Genomic DNA, 16,260 nt, shown 5'->3' with positions numbered 1-16,260 from the left:
TCTAACTCCTTTAGCTGACCAAGCCCAGGGCAACGGACAAAGGCATAACGATGTTGCCGATGCAGACAACGGCCGGGATGACGTACGCCAAGATCAGGAAGGTCTGACGCCACTTCGCACCGGTGATACCCAGGTCAGAGGCGGCAAGGCGAATGCCGTGGGTGAGGTGCAGGAACAGGAAGCACATGGCAATCACGTACACGATGGTGACCGGCCAGCGGCTGAAGGTAGCAATCATGTTGGCCTTCACCGCACCCTCTGCGAAGTCACCTGGGGCGATGGGCTGTACGCCCATGGTCAGGTCCAGCAGGTGGAAGATGATGAACAGCAGCAAAACCAGGCCGGAGACCAGCATGGTCTTGGTGGCGAAGGAATCTAGGCCACCCATAAGGTTGCTGCGGCTGAACTTGCCGCGGGAAGCCTTGGAGCGGGCAGTCAAAGCGATCGCACCGTAGATATGGGCAAGGATGGCAACCAGCAGGACGGCGCGGATGATCCACAATGCGCCCCCGTGCGGGAACAGTGGCTCGCCCATGGAGCGCAGGAATGCGCCGTATTCATCCAGCGCCTCTTCGCCGCCGTGCGCCGGCAAGTACAACTTCAGGTTGCCGGCCATGTGGCCAACAACGAAGAGGGCGAAAAGCAGGCCAGTGACGGCCATGATGAGCTTCAGAACCCAGGAGGGCACTCCCGGCTTCTGGCGGATTGGTTCGTTAGTGATGTGGCCGTGAGCTACTGCCTCACGGTCCGGATTTCTTAAAGTCATGACACCTCCATTGTCGCCCTCACTTTAACTGGGCTTAACCGCTGGTTACTAGTCAATTCCTGCAGCGTTTCACCTAACGGTACGGCGGTACGGTTAAAGTCAGAATTCTTTTAGGCAAGGGTTGCCTTAAAAGCCTCGGGACAAAACGTCACTACCTTGGCAGGTCGGAATTCCGCAATATTGACGTTGCGTAAATGTCCACTTGATTGTGAACTTGGTCACCCGCTGTTACTAGAGTGATCGCCTCACCCCTTTATGCGTCAAACTTTCGCATGAAACCCACATGCACCCCACAGGAACGTGAACATTCTTTGCAAGATCTTTGCGATTAGGGTGCACACCCGCAGGCCAGCCAGTAACCTTGCCGGCATGAGTAAGACGTATGTGGGATCTCGCCTTCGCCAGCTTCGCCGTGAGCGCGATCTCAGTCAGGCTTCCCTTGCTGCGACGCTGGGGCTCTCCGCCAGCTACGTCAATCAGATCGAGCACGACGTCCGCCCGCTCACCGTCCCGGTGCTCCTGCGCATCACGGAGGTCTTCGGCGTCGATGCCACCTTCTTCTCCCGTGATGACGACTCCCGCCTTCTTGCCGAGATCCAGGACGTCATCCAAGACAAGGAGCTCTGCCCCTCCCCTGTCGAGCTGCAGGAGCTCTCCGAGCTGGTCTATAACCATCCCACCGTGGCTCGCACGCTGGTAGACGTCCACCGTCGCTACCGCAATGTGCGTGATAAGCTCTCGCTGGCCACCGATGCCCGCCGCACCACCGAGGCCACCCAGGCCCTATCCATGCCGCACGACGAGGTGCGCGACTTCTTCTACGCTCGCCAAAACTACTTGGACAACCTGGACCACCATGCAGAGCAGCTTGCCGACGCCCTCTCGGTCACCCAATTCGGCATTCGCGACACCGAACATGCCCTGACCCAGCGCCTGCGCGATCGCCACAACGTAGATATCCACATCACTTCCCAGATGGATGGCACGCTACACAGCTTTAACCGCGAGACCGGCGAGTTCCGGCTCGCGTCGCGCCTGAGCGAAGGCCAGCGCGCCTTCCGCATGGCCGCGGAGCTGAGCTTCCTCGAGGCCGGGGAGGACATCGCCGCCCTAGTGGGGGAAGAGGCGTTTACCTCGGATGCTTCGCGCAACCTCGCACAGCGCGGCTTGGCCAGCTACTTCGCCGCCGCCACCGTGATGCCCTATGCACTGATGCATTCCGAAGCCGAGCGCTCCGGCTACGACGTGGAATACCTCTGCCAGGTCTTCGGCGTGGGCTATGAATCCGTGGCCTCCCGCCTGTCCACCCTGCAGCGCGATAACCTCCGCGGCATTCCTTTTACTTTTGTCCGCGTCGACCGCGCAGGCAATATGTCCAAGCGCCAATCCGCCACCGGCGTGCACTTTTCCAATAACGGCGGCACCTGCCCGCTGTGGAATGTCTACGAGACCTTCGCCCAGCCCGGCATTATCTCCCGCCAGCTGGCCCAAATGCCCGATGGCCGCAACTACCTGTGGATTTCGCGCGCCGTCCAGCACCACCAAGGGCGTTTTGGCGATACCGATAAGCTCTTCGCCATCGGACTAGGCTGCGAAGCCCGGCACGCCGACCGCACCGTCTACGCCGAGGGGCTCGATCTCAGCGATCTTTCCTCGGCCACCCCCATCGGCTCCGGCTGCCGCACGTGCCCGCGCGAGAACTGCGCGCAGCGCGCCTTTCCACCCATCAACGAGGTCATCAACGTCGATGCCCACCGCTCCGCCGTGGCACCCTACTAGCGTCTTCGGCGCCAATCGACCTACTCGAAAACTACTCGAAAGCTACTCGAAAGAGTTCGTTACGAGTAAATAACGTTATGACCTGCCGGTTTGGCAGTACTCGAAAACTACTCGAAAGCTACTCGAAAAATTTTCGAGTAGCGGTGAGGGTTGCGCGCGTTATGCACACAAAGAGCATCGGCACCGCTGCTTCCCTCCTGCCCCGTGTGGGCGGAGGAGGATCAGCGGTGCCGATGCTGTTGCCGTTGTGGTGTGCCGAGGTCCTAGCCTCCCGCCGCCGCTAGGGCGGTGGTGGGAGAAAGGCCGACGTCGGCAAGCAGCCCTGCTTAGAGGTTAATCATGTGGCCGCCAATACCCTCGGCAGCTTCTTTCATGGCCTCAGAGAGGGTCGGGTGGGTGTGAACGTTGCGGCCGATTTCCTCAGCGGTGAGGTCGAAGCGCTGCGCCAGGGTCAGCTCTGGCAGCAGCTCGGAAACGTTGGAGCCCACCATGTGCCCGCCGATGAGCTCGCCGTACTCGCCGTCCGCGATGAGCTTGACAAAGCCCGCGGTCTCATTGAGGCCAGCAGCCTTGCCGTTAGCGGAGAACGGGAAGGTAGCGACCTTAATGTCGCGGTCCGCGAACTTCTCCTTTGCGGCCTCTTCGGTGTAGCCGAAGGAAGCGACCTGCGGGTTGCAGAAGGTAGCGCGCGGCATGTTCATGTAGTCGCCCAAAAGCTGGGTCTCCACGCCGGCGATGGTCTCTGCGGCGACAACGCCCTGTGCCTCAGCAACGTGGGCCAGCTGCAGCTTCGCGGTGACGTCACCGATGGCGTAGATGTGGTCAACGTTGGTGCGCATGGTGTCATCGATGGCAATAGCGCCGCGCTCGGTGAGCTCAACGCCGGTGTTCTCTAGGCCGAAGCCCTCGGTGCGCGGGGCGAAGCCGATGGAGATCATGGCACGGTCCACGGTCAGGGTGTCCTGCTTGGAGCCATCCTTGGACTCCACCTCAACGGTGACATTATCGCCGTTGTCCTTCACGGAGGTGGTCTTGTAGCCGGTCAGCAGCTTGACGCCGAGCTTCTTGTACTCCTTGGCAATGGCCTTGGAGACGTCCTTGTCCTCGTTCGGCAGGACGCGGTCCATGAACTCCACGATGGTGACGTCCACGCCATAGTTGGAAAGAACATAAGCAAATTCCATGCCGATGGCGCCGGCGCCGACGATGACCATGGACTTCGGGGCCTCATCGTTGAGGATCTGCTCCTCGTAGGAGACGATGTTGCCGCCGAGTTCTACGCCCGGCAGGGACTTGACCACGGAGCCGGTAGCGATGATGCAGTCATCGAAGGTGACGGTCTTGCCCTTGTCATCACCATCGGTGATTTCGATGGTCTTATCGTCCTTGAAGGAGCCAAGGCCGTTGATCTCGGTGATCTTGTTCTTCTTCATCAGGTAATGGACACCCTTGACGATGCCCGCGGAAACCTTGCGGGAACGCTTGTGGGCAACACCGAAGTCGAAGGAGACATCACCGGAGATGCCGAAGTCCTTGGCCTCGTGGTTGAAGGTGTGGGCAACCTCAGCGTTCTTCAGCAGCGCCTTGGAAGGGATGCAGCCTACGTTGAGGCAGACACCGCCCCAGTACTGCTTCTCGATTACGGCAACTTTCTTACCAAGCTGAGCTGCACGGATGGCGGCCACGTAGCCGCCAGGGCCCGCGCCGAGTACTACTACGTCATAATGTTCATTAGTCACGCCCTTTAGGATACGTAACTTTCCCCTCCATGTCGCGCATTGGGTCACACTCTTGTGCCCGAGTACCCCACGCTTCGGGGGTAAAACACGCAAAGGCCCTGCACGGTGGCGTCGGCAAGCGCGCGACGCCCCCACGCAGGGCTATGGAATCGGTGTTTTAGAACAGGCCGAGAGCCAGTGCAGCGGTGGAGGACATGGAAGAACCGGTATGCAGGAACTGGCCCAGAACTTCGTTGATGGCCACGAGGATGGAATCGAAAACGTTCATTATGCTTCTTTCTGTGTTTTTACTTGCCTAGAGCGAGGGATGGGTCCGCGGTTGGGGACCGCATTATTCACACGTTTAGTACTAGCGGAGATTGTAGCGCCACCGTTACATACGCGCCGCGTTCAGAATTATGGCACACAAACCACATGCGTCACAGGTTTTGCTACATTAAAAGGGCTATTAAGGCATAGAGTCTTGCTAACATTCCCGCTTTGCGGAACGATACCTACTGAGAAGATTCTCTTAACTCGAGGAAGCTAAAATATGCATACTTTGCGCTCTATCGGCTCCAGCGTCGCAGGCATCGCCATCGCGGCTGGAGTCCTCTCCGCCCCTATCGCCTCCGCCGTCGAGCCGGCCGAGATCCAGGGCGACGCCACCCCGTCCACCATCCGCGAGGTAAACCTCACCGACTCGGCGGATGCGGAAAACATCAACTACGCCATCACCACCGAAGGCGAAAACCGCGTGGTGGATATTTCCAAGCTGAAAGATAAGGACAAGTGGAAGGGCTACGCCTTCGGTCACAAGAGCGGCCAGGGCAAGCACTACGGCAACCACGTTAAGGCCCTGACCGCCACCTCCGCCGCCATGGGCGGCCGCGAGGTTCCGCTGGCGGTCATCACCCCGGACGGCAACTTTGATAAGAAGCGCCCCACCCTGTACCTGCTCAACGGCGCCGGCGGTGCCGAGCAGGGCATGGACTGGCTGACCGCCACCGCCAACCACGACATCGACCCTAAGGCCGAGGGCATGCAGGACATGGTGGACTTCTACACGTCCAAGGACGTCAACGTGGTCATCCCGCAGGCCGGCGCCTTCTCCTACTACACCGACTGGGTATCCTCCCCGAATAGCGGCTATCTCAAGGGCCCGCAGAAGTGGGAAACCTTCCTCACCAAGGAGCTGCCGGGCGCATTGGAAGACCACATCGGCGGCAATGGCAAGCGCGCGATTGCCGGCATGTCCATGTCCGCTACCTCCTCTCTACTACTGGCGGAGCACAACCCGGGCTTCTACAACGCCGTGGGCTCCTTCTCTGGCTGCGCTTCCACCTCTCGCCCGCTGCCGCGCCTGTACACCCAGCTGACTGTCAACCGCGGCGGTGGCTCGGCCGATCAGATGTGGGGCGCTATGGGCAGCGAGTACAACGTGTACAACGATGCCTTGGTGAACGCTAATCCGAATAACCTGGGCAAGTCCGAGACTTATGTTTCGGTCAACTCCGGCCTGGGCGGCGCCAATGACTGGGGTGTTCCGGGCTCTTCCACCCTCATCGTTGAGGGCGGCGTCATCGAGGCCGCGATGAACTCCTGCACCCATGACCTCAAGGCCAAGATGGACTCCCAGGGCATGAAGGCGGACTGGAACTTCCGCAATACCGGCACCCACTCCTGGCCGGGCTGGCGCAATGATCTCTTCACCTCCTGGGCAACCTTCGAGCGTGGCTTTGCTAAGGACGCCGCAGAAGCACCGGCCGAGCCGGAGGTAAAGCCCAACGAGCTTTCCATCGATGCGCCGCAGGCCGAGGAAGATGCGCAGGTGAAGGACGCCCCGAGCGCCGCTGACCAGTCCCCGGACAAGGACTTTGTCGAGGGCAAGGACGCAGAGGGTGCAGAGGCCGCTGGAGCCGCAGAGGCTGGCGGCGTCGCGGAATAAGTAGCGCAGAAGTATAATCAGCGAGTTCATAACTATAGGAAAGAAGCACTATGAAGCGTCTTAGCTCCATCCTTGCCGCCACCGCCGTGTGTGCAGGCTTGGCTTGCGCCCCGCTAGCGGGTGCCGCACAGCTCACCCCGCAGCAGGTAGCGGGCAACGCCGCCCAGTCCACCCTGGCCCCACTAGAGGTCACCCCGGAGTTGGAGCAGCTGACCTGGTACCAGAAGTACAAGGACGATCCGCGCGTCGAAAAGCTGCAGGCCACCTCCCCTGCCATGAACGGCCGCAAGATTCCGCTGGCCGTCATTCGCGCGACGGATGAGAACCGCCCGACCATCTACCTGCTCAACGGTGCAGGCGGCGCGGAGCAGGACATGGACTGGCTGAAGCTTTCTGACGCCGTCGATTTCTACCACTCCAAGAACGTCAACGTGGTCGTCCCACAGGCCGGTGCTTTCTCCTACTACACCGACTGGGTCTCCGAACCGAACTCTAAGTACCTCAAGGGCCCGCAGAAGTGGGAAACCTTCCTTAGCAAGGAACTGCCGGGTGCCATCGAGGGCCACATCAAGGCCGATAACCACCGTGCCATCGCGGGCATGTCCATGTCCGCAACCTCCTCCCTGCTGCTGGCGGAGCACAACCAGGGCTTCTACGACGCGGTCGGTTCCTACGCCGGCTGCGCAGCCACCGCTTACCCGGTAGAGCACAAGGCCGTTGAGCTTACCGTCAACCGCGGCGGCGCTACCGCGGAGCAGATGTGGGGCCCGTTCGGCTCCCCCACCAACCGCTATAACGACGCAATGATGAACCACGAGAAGCTGCGCGGCACGGAGCTGTACATCTCTTCCGGTTCCGGGTTGGCCGGCAAGGAGGATACCTTCTCCTATCACGTGGGCAAGGGAAATAACCCTGCTATCGCTGCTGTGGGCTCCGCTCAGCTGCAGGTGGAAGGCGGCGCCATCGAGGCTGGCGTGAACTACTGCACCCACAACTTCAAGGCCAAGCTGGACCAGGCTGGCATCCCGGCGACCTACAACTTCCGCAATACCGGCACCCACTCCTGGCCGCACTGGATTGCGGACCTCAAGGATTCTTGGCCGGTCTTCGAGCGCGCTTTCAATAAATAAGCTCGTTTCTTTCCGCGACTAAAAGGGCGGTAGGCTTGCAGCATTATGAAGTTGCTTCCTACCGCCCTTTCGCGTGCCCACACTGATCCTTATACCGGCGTGGATTTTAACCTCGGTTTCGAGGTTTCCCACTACACGCTGGATTTGACCTACCGCGTGGAGCCCAACCTGCTCCACGGCGAGGCTACTTTGGCCATCCGGGCCGATGAAGATTTGGCGTCCCTGACCCTGGATCTGGGCGGGGCGATGGTGGCCCGGCGCGTGACCGCAAAGGGTGCGCCGCGGGTGGCTAAATTCCGCCAGTCCTCCGGCAAGCTGCGCCTGCGTTTCGCAGAAGAGATTGCGGCCGGCACGGAGTTTGAGCTGGTGATTCGCTATGGCGGCAGCCCGCGGCCGATCCGCACCACCTGGGGCGAGATTGGCTGGGAAGAAACCGAGTCCGGTTCGCTGGTGGCCAGCCAACCCAATGGCGCGCCGAGCTGGTTCCCCTGCGACGATACGCCTTCTGCCAAGGCACTCTATGACATCATCGTTACGGCCGATGACCCCTTCATCGTGGTATCTAATGGTGACCTTGTCTCCCGCCGAGCGGGCGGTTCCACCACGCGCTGGCACTACCGCACCCGCGAGCCCATGGCCACCTATCTGGCGGCGGTGCAGGTAGGAGAGTTCTCTACTTTTGATTTGGGGCCTTCCACGCGCGCTTGGGCGCCGGCCGCGCTGCGCGAGCGCGTGCTGAATGAGTTTGCCCAGCAGCAGGAAATGGTGGACTTCTTCTCTTCCCTCTATGGCCCGTATCCCTTTGCGGATTATCAGGTGGTCATCACGGAAGATGAGCTGGAGATTCCCCTAGAGGCGCAAGGCCTGTCCATCTTTGGCTCCAACCACATCAAGGGCGATCACGCCTTCGAGCGCCTCATCGCTCATGAGCTTTCCCACCAGTGGTTTGGCAATTCCGTGGGCCTAGGCGAGTGGAAGCATATTTGGCTCAACGAGGGTTTTGCCTGCTACAGCGAGTGGCTATGGGGCGAGCACAAGGGCGAGACCACCGCGCGCGAGGCGGCGCGTTCCCACTACAACGTCCTGGGACGCAAGGCGCAGAACCTCACCGTTTCTGATCCGGGTGCGCGCGACATGTTCGATGACCGCGTGTATAAGCGCGGCGCCTTGACCGTGCACGCCATTCACCGGCTGCTTGGCGACGCCTTCTTTACCACCCTCCGCAGCTACCTCACCGAACACCAACACTCGGTAGTAGAGCCTTCCATGCTGCTGGATGACTTCCGCGCCGCCGCTCCTGACGCCGCGCTTTTCGACGCCACCGTAGACGCCTGGCTTAACCAGAAGGCCCTTCCTCCCTTCCCGAATTAGTGGTTTTGGCCCCGCTTTGCGGGGTTTTGACTGCGTTTGTTTGGGGAATGTCTAATCTATTGACCAATCCCTTCTTTCCTGTTGACGGGGTGTTTTATCTGGGTAAGATAGAACATGTAAACGAAAAGGAAGGGAGGGATCATGCATACCACCAAGCACGCGGAGATAGACTCCGCCATCGCACAGGTTGCCACTGGGCTGACCCAGCTGCGCAGCCTCATGCAGGATCCTTCCGATCTGTCCTTCGAGCTTCTTCATTCGCATTTCGAACACTTGGAGCGGGCGCTAGGCAATAAGTCCACCATCGACGCCGCCTTCGCTTTCATCGCAGAGCGGGATGACGCCGGCCGCCGCGTTGGTTCTTCCAAGGCCAAGGACTACCTGACCACGCGCCTCGGACTTACCGATGCCGAGGCCGCCGCCCGCCTCCGCAATGGACGCAACCTCTTCGCCCCCATCCCCGATCCGGAGCCCACTCCCCCTGCGGACCCCGATGCGGACGAGGACGCACGCGCCCGAGCCGAGGAAGAATCCCGCCGCCGCGCTGACCGCGAGCGCCGCGAGGAGGAGAAGCGTCGCAAGAAGCTCTTTGAGGAAGAACCTATCCCCGAGCGCATCCTCAACCTCATCGAGAACGAGTTGCGCAGCCTCAGCAAATACGCCATCCCCGGCCCGAGCGAACTGCGCAACCAGGCTCTCGAGCAGGCCAAGCGTCGTTCCTTCGATTCCCTGCGCGAGTGGCTACGCAAGGCCATCCGCAAAGCGAATAAGCACGCTCTCAACCCAGCCGGCGAGCCCGACCCGCACGCCGCTACCCGCAAGCGCCGCTTTAGCATCTCCCGCCAAGATGCTGACGGCGGTGTGCATATCTCCGGCTACCTCGATGCCTCTGCGGCCGCCATCCTCGCCAGCGCCTTTGCCCCCGCCAAAAATAAGGGCAGCGCGGATCTCAGCGCCGAGGATGATACCCGCACCTATACCCAGCGCATGGCGGACCAACTAACCGCTGCCCTGTCGAGCTACCTTTCCGCCACCCAAAAGAACTCCGACGGACTCGGTTCCTTCTTCGTCGCCACCACCTTGGAGGAACTGGAGGCAATGGGCGGCGATACCCGCTTCGCCACCAGCACCGGCATCGAGCTCACCCCGCTCGACATTCTCCGCCTCGGCGGCGCGCGGCACGATTTCTTCTGTGCCGTGGACGACAAGGGCTTCCCCCTCGAGCTTGGCCGCACCAAGCGCACCGCGTCCCTCTGGCAAAAGCTCGCCCTAGCGGCCTCCGAACTCGTCTGCACGCACCCAGAGTGTCACCGTCCGTGGCAGGACTGCGATGTCCACCATCTCCAAGCCTGGTCTCACGGTGGCGCCACCGACCTCAAGAACCTCACTCTGTTGTGCCGCCGGCACCACGTGGACAATAACGATTACCGCGATGGCCGCAACGGAATGGGACACGCCGAACGAGACCCCGACACGGGCCGGGTAGGATACCGAGCCGCCCACGCCAACGGCTTATCGCCCACCGTGGAGGTCAACGACCACCCCGCCGCGGAACAAGCCCCGGCCCGCAGGCTCACTGATCCGCCTTCGCCACCGCCGTCGCCCCCGGGCGCGGCCTGACCGGGGCCCGCGGCCTGCCACAGCCGCGCGCCCGACTGCCCTACACTGGATAACCATGCAAACGATGCTCGTCACTGGCGGCGCCGGTTTTATCGGCGCCAATTTCGTGCGCCTAATATGCCAGGCGCGCCCCGATACCCGCGTTACGGTGCTCGATAAACTCACCTACGCCGGAAACCGCGCCAACCTCGCCGGCCTCGATATTGACCTCGTGGAGGGGGATATCGCCGATCCCGCCACCGTAGAACCGCTCGTCGCCGCTGCCGATGTAGTGGTTCATTTTGCCGCCGAGTCCCATAACGACAATTCTTTGCGCGACCCCTCGCCCTTCATCCACACGAACCTCGTAGGCACATTCACCCTTCTGGAAGCCTGCCGGAAGCACGATACCCGCCTCCACCATGTCTCCACTGACGAGGTTTTCGGCGATCTGGAAATCGGGGCAGACACCAAGTTTACTGAGGACACCGCCTACGCTCCCTCTAGCCCATACTCAGCCACCAAGGCGGGGTCTGACCACCTCGTGCGAGCATGGGTGCGTTCCTTCGGGCTCCGCGCGACCATCTCAAACTGCTCCAATAATTACGGGCCGTACCAGCACATCGAGAAGTTCATCCCCCGCCAAATCACCAATATCCTCTCCGGACACACGCCCAAGCTCTACGGCACGGGCGAGCAGGTGCGCGATTGGATCCACGTCGATGACCACAACAAAGCAGTGCTCGCCATCCTCGAGCGGGGCCGCATCGGGGAGACCTACAATATCGGGGCAGACCAGGAAGATATAAACAATAAGCAGGTCATTGAGCTGATCTGCGAAATCATGGGCCACACCCGCAATGGGCGCGTACTCTATGAGCACGTGGCGGACCGCCCCGGCCATGACCAGCGTTATGCCATGGACGCCGCCAAGCTGCGTCGCGAGCTGGGATGGACCCCGCGGTTCACGGATATCCGCGCCGGTCTCGAAGCCACCATCGCGTGGTATCGCGATAACGAAGACTGGTGGAAGCCCGAGAAAGAAAACGTGGAAGCCCGCTACAAGCAGCAAGGACAGTAGATATGCGTATTACCGAAACCGCCATCCCGGGGCTGCTCATCATCGACCTCGACGTGCACGGCGATAACCGCGGCTGGTTCAAGGAGAATTGGCAACGCGAAAAATTCACCGGACTCGCACCCGAGCTCGCGAGCTTCCAGCCGGTACAGAACAATATCTCTTTCAACCACGCCGGTGCTACGCGCGGACTGCACGCTGAGCCGTGGGACAAGCTCGTCTCGGTGGCGCAGGGCAAGATTTTCGGCGCATGGTGCGACTTGCGCGAGGGATCGGATAGCTTTGGCGAGGTCGTCACCCACGAGGTGGGGCCGGAGACTGCGGTGTTTGTCCCTCGGGGCGTCGCCAATGGCTTTCAGGCGCTGGAGGAAACCTCCTACTGTTATCTGGTCAATGAGCACTGGTCGGCCGAGGCTCGATACGCCGCGGTGAACCTTAACATCGTGGACTGGCCGCTGGAGCCCACCGAGATTTCGGAAAAGGACAAGCAGCACCCCGATCTTGCAGAGGTGAGCCCAATGCCCGCCCGGCGCATCCTTGTCACGGGCGCGAACGGGCAGTTGGGGCGGGCGTTGAAGCGCCTGCTTGCCGACGCCGAATTCTGCTCCCACGCCGACTTCGACATCACCAATCCGCCGGAACGGAATTGGAAGCAGTACTCGGCCATCATTAATTGCGCGGCGTATAACGATGTCAACGGCGCCGAAAACGACCGCGCCGCCGCCTGGGCCGTCAATGCGGAAGCGCCCGCACGGCTGGCGCGCATCGCCGCAGAAAACCAGATCACGCTGGTGCATGTCTCGAGCGACTATATCTTCGATGGGGCGAACGAGGTCCACTCCGAGGAGGAGCTACCGTCGCCGCTCAGTGCATACGGGGCGTCAAAAGCCGCGGGCGATACCGCCGCGCAGACCGCGCCGCAGCACTACGTCATCCGTACTTCCTGGGTCTTTGGCGATGGCGAGAATTTCATGTCCACCATGCGCCGGCTGGCCACTAAGGGCGTGGAGCCGAAGGTCATCCATGACCAGCGCGGGCGGCCCACGTTTGCTGAGGACTTGGCCAAGGGCATCGTCCACCTGCTCAATTCCGACGCGGACTACGGCGTGTATAACCTCTCCAACTCGGGCGATACCGTGGGCCGCGATGAGATTGCCATGGCCGTGTTCATCGGGCTCGGCCACGACCCGGCCGAGGTCACTCCGGTAAGCACCGAGCAGTACCGCGAAATCGCGGGCCCCGAGGCGCCGCGCCCCAAGGAGTCGACGCTTGCGCTAGATAAAATCGAGGCTACGGGCTTCAAGCCGCAGAACTGGCGCGCGGCCCTTGCCCTGTACTTGGCGCTGTACCCGGAGGATTAAATGAAAGGCATCATCCTGGCCGGCGGTTCCGGCACGCGGCTCTACCCGATTACCAAGGGCATCTCGAAGCAGCTCATGCCCATTTATGACAAGCCGATGATTTATTACCCGCTAACCACGCTCATTCAGGCGGGTATTCGGGAGATTCTCATCATTACCACCCCGGAGGATGCGGGGGCCTTCCAGCGCCTCTTTGGCGATGGATCACAGCTCGGACTCATGATCGATTACGCGGTCCAACCGCGGCCGGAGGGGCTCGCGCAGGCCTTTTTGATTGGCGAGGAGTTTATTGGAGACGACAGCGTCGCGCTGGTGCTCGGCGATAATATCTTCCACGGCTTCGGCGGCGAGCTCGCCCACTGTCAAGATCCGGAGGGCGGCATCATCTTCGCCTACGAGGTCTCGGATCCGCAGCGCTATGGCGTGGTGGAATTCGACGCCGCAGGCCATGCACTGAGCATCGAGGAAAAGCCGGAAGTGCCGCGGTCGAACCACGCGGTGGTGGGCTTGTACTTTTATGACAACTCCGTCGTGGAGATTGCCAAGGGTATCGAGCCCAGCGGCCGCGGTGAACTGGAGATCACGGCGGTAAACGAGGAGTACCTGCGCCGCGGCGAGCTCAATGTCCAGCGCCTGCACCGCGGCAGCGTGTGGCTCGATACGGGAACGGTGGACTCGATGAGCGAGGCCTCCGCCTACGTTGAGGTGATGCAAAAGCGCACCGGCATCGTTATTGGCTCACCAGAAGTGGCCGCCTTCGAAGCCGGCTTCATCGACCGCGCCCAGCTAGAAAAACTCGCCGAGCCGTTGCTTAAGTCCGGCTACGGCGAGTACCTGCGGGCGTACTAGAGGCTAGTAGCCGCGCTCGATGTATTCGTCGATGCGCGCGGCCTCCGCGCCCACCGTGGTGGCGTCGCCATGCCCTGGCAGGACCTTGGTGTCCTCCGGCAGGGTGAAGACGACGTTCTTCAGCGACTCGATGATCACATCGAAGTCGGAGTACTTGCGGCCGGTGGCGCCGGGGCCGCCGTTGAAGAGCGTATCGCCCGACAGCAGCGTCTCGCCCACGTGCAGCACCACGCAGCCCGGCGAGTGCCCCGGGGTGTGGTAGACCGTGATCTTCTCGCCGCCAATATCGAACTGACCGCGGTCCGCCAATGGCGTGTACGGAGCATCGCCATTGGACTCCTGCCACAGCATGTCATCGTCCGGGTGCAGGTAGACCTCGGTATCGAAGCGCTTGGCGGCCTCGGGGGCGAGCTCGCAGTGGTCATTGTGCGCGTGGGTGAGCAAGATGCCTTCCACGCGGCGATCGCCAACGAGCTCTGCTACCGCATCGAGATCGTGGGAGGGATCCACCACGTACACACTGGAGTCATCGCCCACGACGTAGACGTTATTGTCCACGTCCCACTCGCCGCCATCGAGGCGGAACTTGCCAGAAGTAACCGTGCTATCGATACGCATTAGAACTCCACCACGGAACGCAGAACCTTGCCGGACTTCATGGTGGTAAAGGCCTGCTCGACGTCGTCAAGCGCAATGCGCTCGGAGACGAACTTGTCCAGCGGGAAGTTGCCGGCCTTGGACAGCGCTACGTAGGCGGGGAAATCGCGCTCTGGGAGGCAATCGCCGTACCACGCAGGCTTGATGGAGCCGCCGCGGCCGTAGAGGTCGATGGCCGGAATGTCCACGTGGTCGGTGAGGTTCGGCACGCCCACCATGACCATGCGGCCGGCGTGGTCGCGGGAGTAAAAGGCCTGGCGCCAGGTGGGCTGGATGCCCACGGCGTCGATAGACACGTCGGTGCCGAAGCCGCCGGTGAGCTCGCGGACGGCGTCAATAACCTCCTGCTCCGAAAGGTCCTTGGAGCAGATGGTGTCGGTCGCGCCGAACTCGCGGGCAGTCTCCAGCTTGGACTCGTCGATATCCACGGCGATGATCTTCGCCGCGCTCGCCAGCTTGGCGCCCGCAATGGCAGCCATGCCAACGCCGCCGCAGCCGAAGACGGCAACGGACTCGCCGAGCTGGATATCGCCGGTATTCACGGCAGCGCCGAGGCCCGCCATGATGCCGCAGCCCAGCAGGCCAGCGGCGGCTGGGTCGGTGTCTTCCACCTTGGTGCACTGACCCTCGTGGACCAGGGTCTTCTCCGCGAAGGAACCGATGCCCAGCGCAGGGGTAAGTTCGGTGCCATCCTCGAGGGTCATCTTCTTCGAGGCATTGTGGGTGTTGAAGCAGTACTTTGGCTCGCCCTTCTTGCAGGCGCGGCACTCGCCGCACACGGCGCGCCAGTTCAAAATGACGAAGTCGCCTTCCTCCACGTGGGTAACCGCAGAACCTACGGTTTCTACCACGCCTGCGGCCTCGTGGCCGAGCAGGAAGGGGAAGGCGTCTTCGATATCGCCATCGCGGTAGGCAAGGTCGGTGTGGCATACACCGCAGGCCTGGACGCGCACGATGACGTCGTTAGGGCCGGGGTCGGGGACAACGATGTTGACGGTTTCGACTTCCGCGCCCTTGGAGCGGGCAATAACAGCTTTTACAGTCATGCGCCCGAGCGTACTATATTTTCAAAACCGGCGCATTATTGAAAATTCTTTTTAAGAGCGGGCAATGACGTTGGCCGCATGCTCGTGGCCGCGCTGGTTCATATGGATGGGCAGGTTGCCGTCGCCAGCACTAAAGTCCACCAGACCAGCCCACATGCGCTGATTTGCATCGGCACACATGCCGTTATTGCGGGTGGAAGGTTTCATATCCAAGAACTGCACGCCGGTGCGCGCCGCCAGATCCACTTGCATCCACTGTGCCTTATTCTCAAAGTCCTGAATACCCGGCAGGAACGTGGAATCAGCCGGGCGCGGGCCGAAGTGGAAGAGGCAGTAATAAGGGCCGGTGCCGATGGTGGGGTATCCCACGATCTGAACGCGAGCGTTCGGGGCCGCGCGCTTAATGCGCTCGATCTGCGGGGCGGTGCGGTCCGCGAACTGCTTGCGAATCTGCGGCAGGCTCATATCGCGGTGGTTGTAAGTGTCATTAAAGCCAGTGGTGATAACCACGCGGTTAGTGGCTGGGCTCAGCGCGCCGGTACGGATGGCCGCATCCACCTGCTGAGAAACCTGCGGACCCTTGGACATGGACACGGCACCGGAGCAGGAGAAATCCCGCACCGGAAGGCGCAGCTTGGCGCCGGCGCGCTTGGCGTAGTTATTGGAGGTAGGGCAATCAACGCCCACACCCTTAGAGGGATCGAAACGGTGAGCAAAGTAGGAGCCGGCGTCTGGATCCGCAAGGACGGAATCGCCGAAGGCTACCAGGTTGCGCTCCGCGGCGGTGGCCTGCGGCGCGACAGCCACGCCTACGACGGCCAGCGCGGAAGCCACCACGGAGAGGACTTTGAGCTGCAGAGATTTCATGAGATCCTTTTCTAGAAACACCAGTAACTTCTGGTAACTGTAGTCACTTCTGTAACATATTTCGAGTTGGCGGCAACACCGCGCGCCTCTC

Annotated in this window: 14 protein-coding genes; 9 read left to right on the top strand and 5 right to left on the bottom strand. The window is 61.4% G+C overall.

Annotation, left to right across the window (positions count from 1 at the left end; translation table 11 throughout):
- Positions 1 to 10 precede the first annotated feature (10 nt).
- Positions 11 to 766: a succinate dehydrogenase cytochrome b subunit gene (locus ACKFRX_RS01745; RefSeq protein ID WP_408919303.1), complete on the bottom strand. Its 756-nt coding sequence runs from the start codon at positions 764 to 766 to the stop codon at positions 11 to 13.
- A 369-nt stretch (positions 767 to 1,135) separates the two neighbouring features.
- On the opposite strand from ACKFRX_RS01745, the gene ramB reads away from it, so the two are divergent.
- On the top strand, positions 1,136 to 2,545 hold the full coding sequence (ramB, locus tag ACKFRX_RS01740; RefSeq protein WP_408919304.1) for an acetate metabolism transcriptional regulator RamB: 1,410 nt from the start codon (positions 1,136 to 1,138) through the stop codon (positions 2,543 to 2,545).
- Between the two features lie 161 nt (positions 2,546 to 2,706).
- Positions 2,707 to 2,829 carry a hypothetical protein gene (locus tag ACKFRX_RS01735; RefSeq protein ID WP_005327178.1) on the top strand — a complete coding sequence of 41 codons (123 nt, stop codon included), beginning with the start codon at positions 2,707 to 2,709 and terminating at the stop codon, positions 2,827 to 2,829.
- A 42-nt stretch (positions 2,830 to 2,871) separates the two neighbouring features.
- Here ACKFRX_RS01735 and lpdA read toward each other — a convergent pair whose 3' ends face one another.
- Positions 2,872 to 4,284 carry a dihydrolipoyl dehydrogenase gene (gene lpdA, locus ACKFRX_RS01730; RefSeq protein ID WP_005327177.1) on the bottom strand — a complete coding sequence of 471 codons (1,413 nt, stop codon included), beginning with the start codon at positions 4,282 to 4,284 and terminating at the stop codon, positions 2,872 to 2,874.
- Positions 4,285 to 4,816: 532 nt separating this feature from the next.
- Between lpdA and ACKFRX_RS01725 the strand changes: the two genes are divergently transcribed.
- The 7 genes from ACKFRX_RS01725 (at position 4,817) to rfbA (ending at position 13,599) form a co-directional block, all read left to right on the top strand.
- Positions 4,817 to 6,211, top strand: a complete 1,395-nt coding sequence (locus ACKFRX_RS01725; RefSeq protein WP_408919305.1) for an alpha/beta hydrolase — start codon at positions 4,817 to 4,819, stop codon at positions 6,209 to 6,211.
- Between the two features lie 50 nt (positions 6,212 to 6,261).
- Positions 6,262 to 7,341 carry an alpha/beta hydrolase gene (locus tag ACKFRX_RS01720; RefSeq protein ID WP_408919306.1) on the top strand — a complete coding sequence of 360 codons (1,080 nt, stop codon included), beginning with the start codon at positions 6,262 to 6,264 and terminating at the stop codon, positions 7,339 to 7,341.
- Positions 7,342 to 7,386: 45 nt separating this feature from the next.
- Positions 7,387 to 8,712 carry a M1 family metallopeptidase gene (locus tag ACKFRX_RS01715; protein ID WP_408919307.1) on the top strand — a complete coding sequence of 442 codons (1,326 nt, stop codon included), beginning with the start codon at positions 7,387 to 7,389 and terminating at the stop codon, positions 8,710 to 8,712.
- 141 nt (positions 8,713 to 8,853) lie between these two features.
- On the top strand, positions 8,854 to 10,332 hold the full coding sequence (locus tag ACKFRX_RS01710) for a DUF222 domain-containing protein (RefSeq protein WP_408919308.1): 1,479 nt from the start codon (positions 8,854 to 8,856) through the stop codon (positions 10,330 to 10,332).
- 64 nt (positions 10,333 to 10,396) lie between these two features.
- Positions 10,397 to 11,392 (top strand): dTDP-glucose 4,6-dehydratase, encoded by a 996-nt coding sequence (gene rfbB, locus ACKFRX_RS01705; protein ID WP_408928262.1) that lies wholly within the window; start codon positions 10,397 to 10,399, stop codon positions 11,390 to 11,392.
- Between the two features lie 2 nt (positions 11,393 to 11,394).
- Positions 11,395 to 12,750 carry a dTDP-4-dehydrorhamnose reductase gene (gene rfbD, locus ACKFRX_RS01700; RefSeq protein ID WP_408928033.1) on the top strand — a complete coding sequence of 452 codons (1,356 nt, stop codon included), beginning with the start codon at positions 11,395 to 11,397 and terminating at the stop codon, positions 12,748 to 12,750.
- Entirely contained in the window at positions 12,751 to 13,599 is an 849-nt protein-coding gene (rfbA, locus tag ACKFRX_RS01695; protein WP_200435941.1) for a glucose-1-phosphate thymidylyltransferase RfbA, read from the top strand.
- A 3-nt stretch (positions 13,600 to 13,602) separates the two neighbouring features.
- Here the strand turns inward: rfbA and ACKFRX_RS01690 are convergent, their stop codons facing one another.
- Genes ACKFRX_RS01690 through ACKFRX_RS01680 form a run of 3 tightly spaced genes read right to left on the bottom strand, consistent with a single transcriptional unit; the run spans position 13,603 to position 16,169 of the window.
- Positions 13,603 to 14,217: an MBL fold metallo-hydrolase gene (locus ACKFRX_RS01690; protein WP_005323087.1), complete on the bottom strand. Its 615-nt coding sequence runs from the start codon at positions 14,215 to 14,217 to the stop codon at positions 13,603 to 13,605.
- Positions 14,217 to 15,302, bottom strand: coding sequence for an S-(hydroxymethyl)mycothiol dehydrogenase (locus tag ACKFRX_RS01685; protein WP_200435940.1), 1,086 nt, complete (start codon positions 15,300 to 15,302; stop codon positions 14,217 to 14,219). The genes ACKFRX_RS01690 and ACKFRX_RS01685 overlap by 1 nt, the downstream gene beginning before the upstream one ends.
- A 51-nt stretch (positions 15,303 to 15,353) precedes the next feature.
- Positions 15,354 to 16,169: a GDSL-type esterase/lipase family protein gene (locus ACKFRX_RS01680; protein ID WP_040424914.1), complete on the bottom strand. Its 816-nt coding sequence runs from the start codon at positions 16,167 to 16,169 to the stop codon at positions 15,354 to 15,356.
- Positions 16,170 to 16,260 lie beyond the last annotated feature (91 nt).

It is taken from the genome of Corynebacterium tuberculostearicum, from assembly GCF_046097465.1.
GTDB lineage: Bacteria > Actinomycetota > Actinomycetes > Mycobacteriales > Mycobacteriaceae > Corynebacterium > Corynebacterium tuberculostearicum_I.
This window is presented reverse-complemented; position numbering and strand designations above follow the sequence as displayed.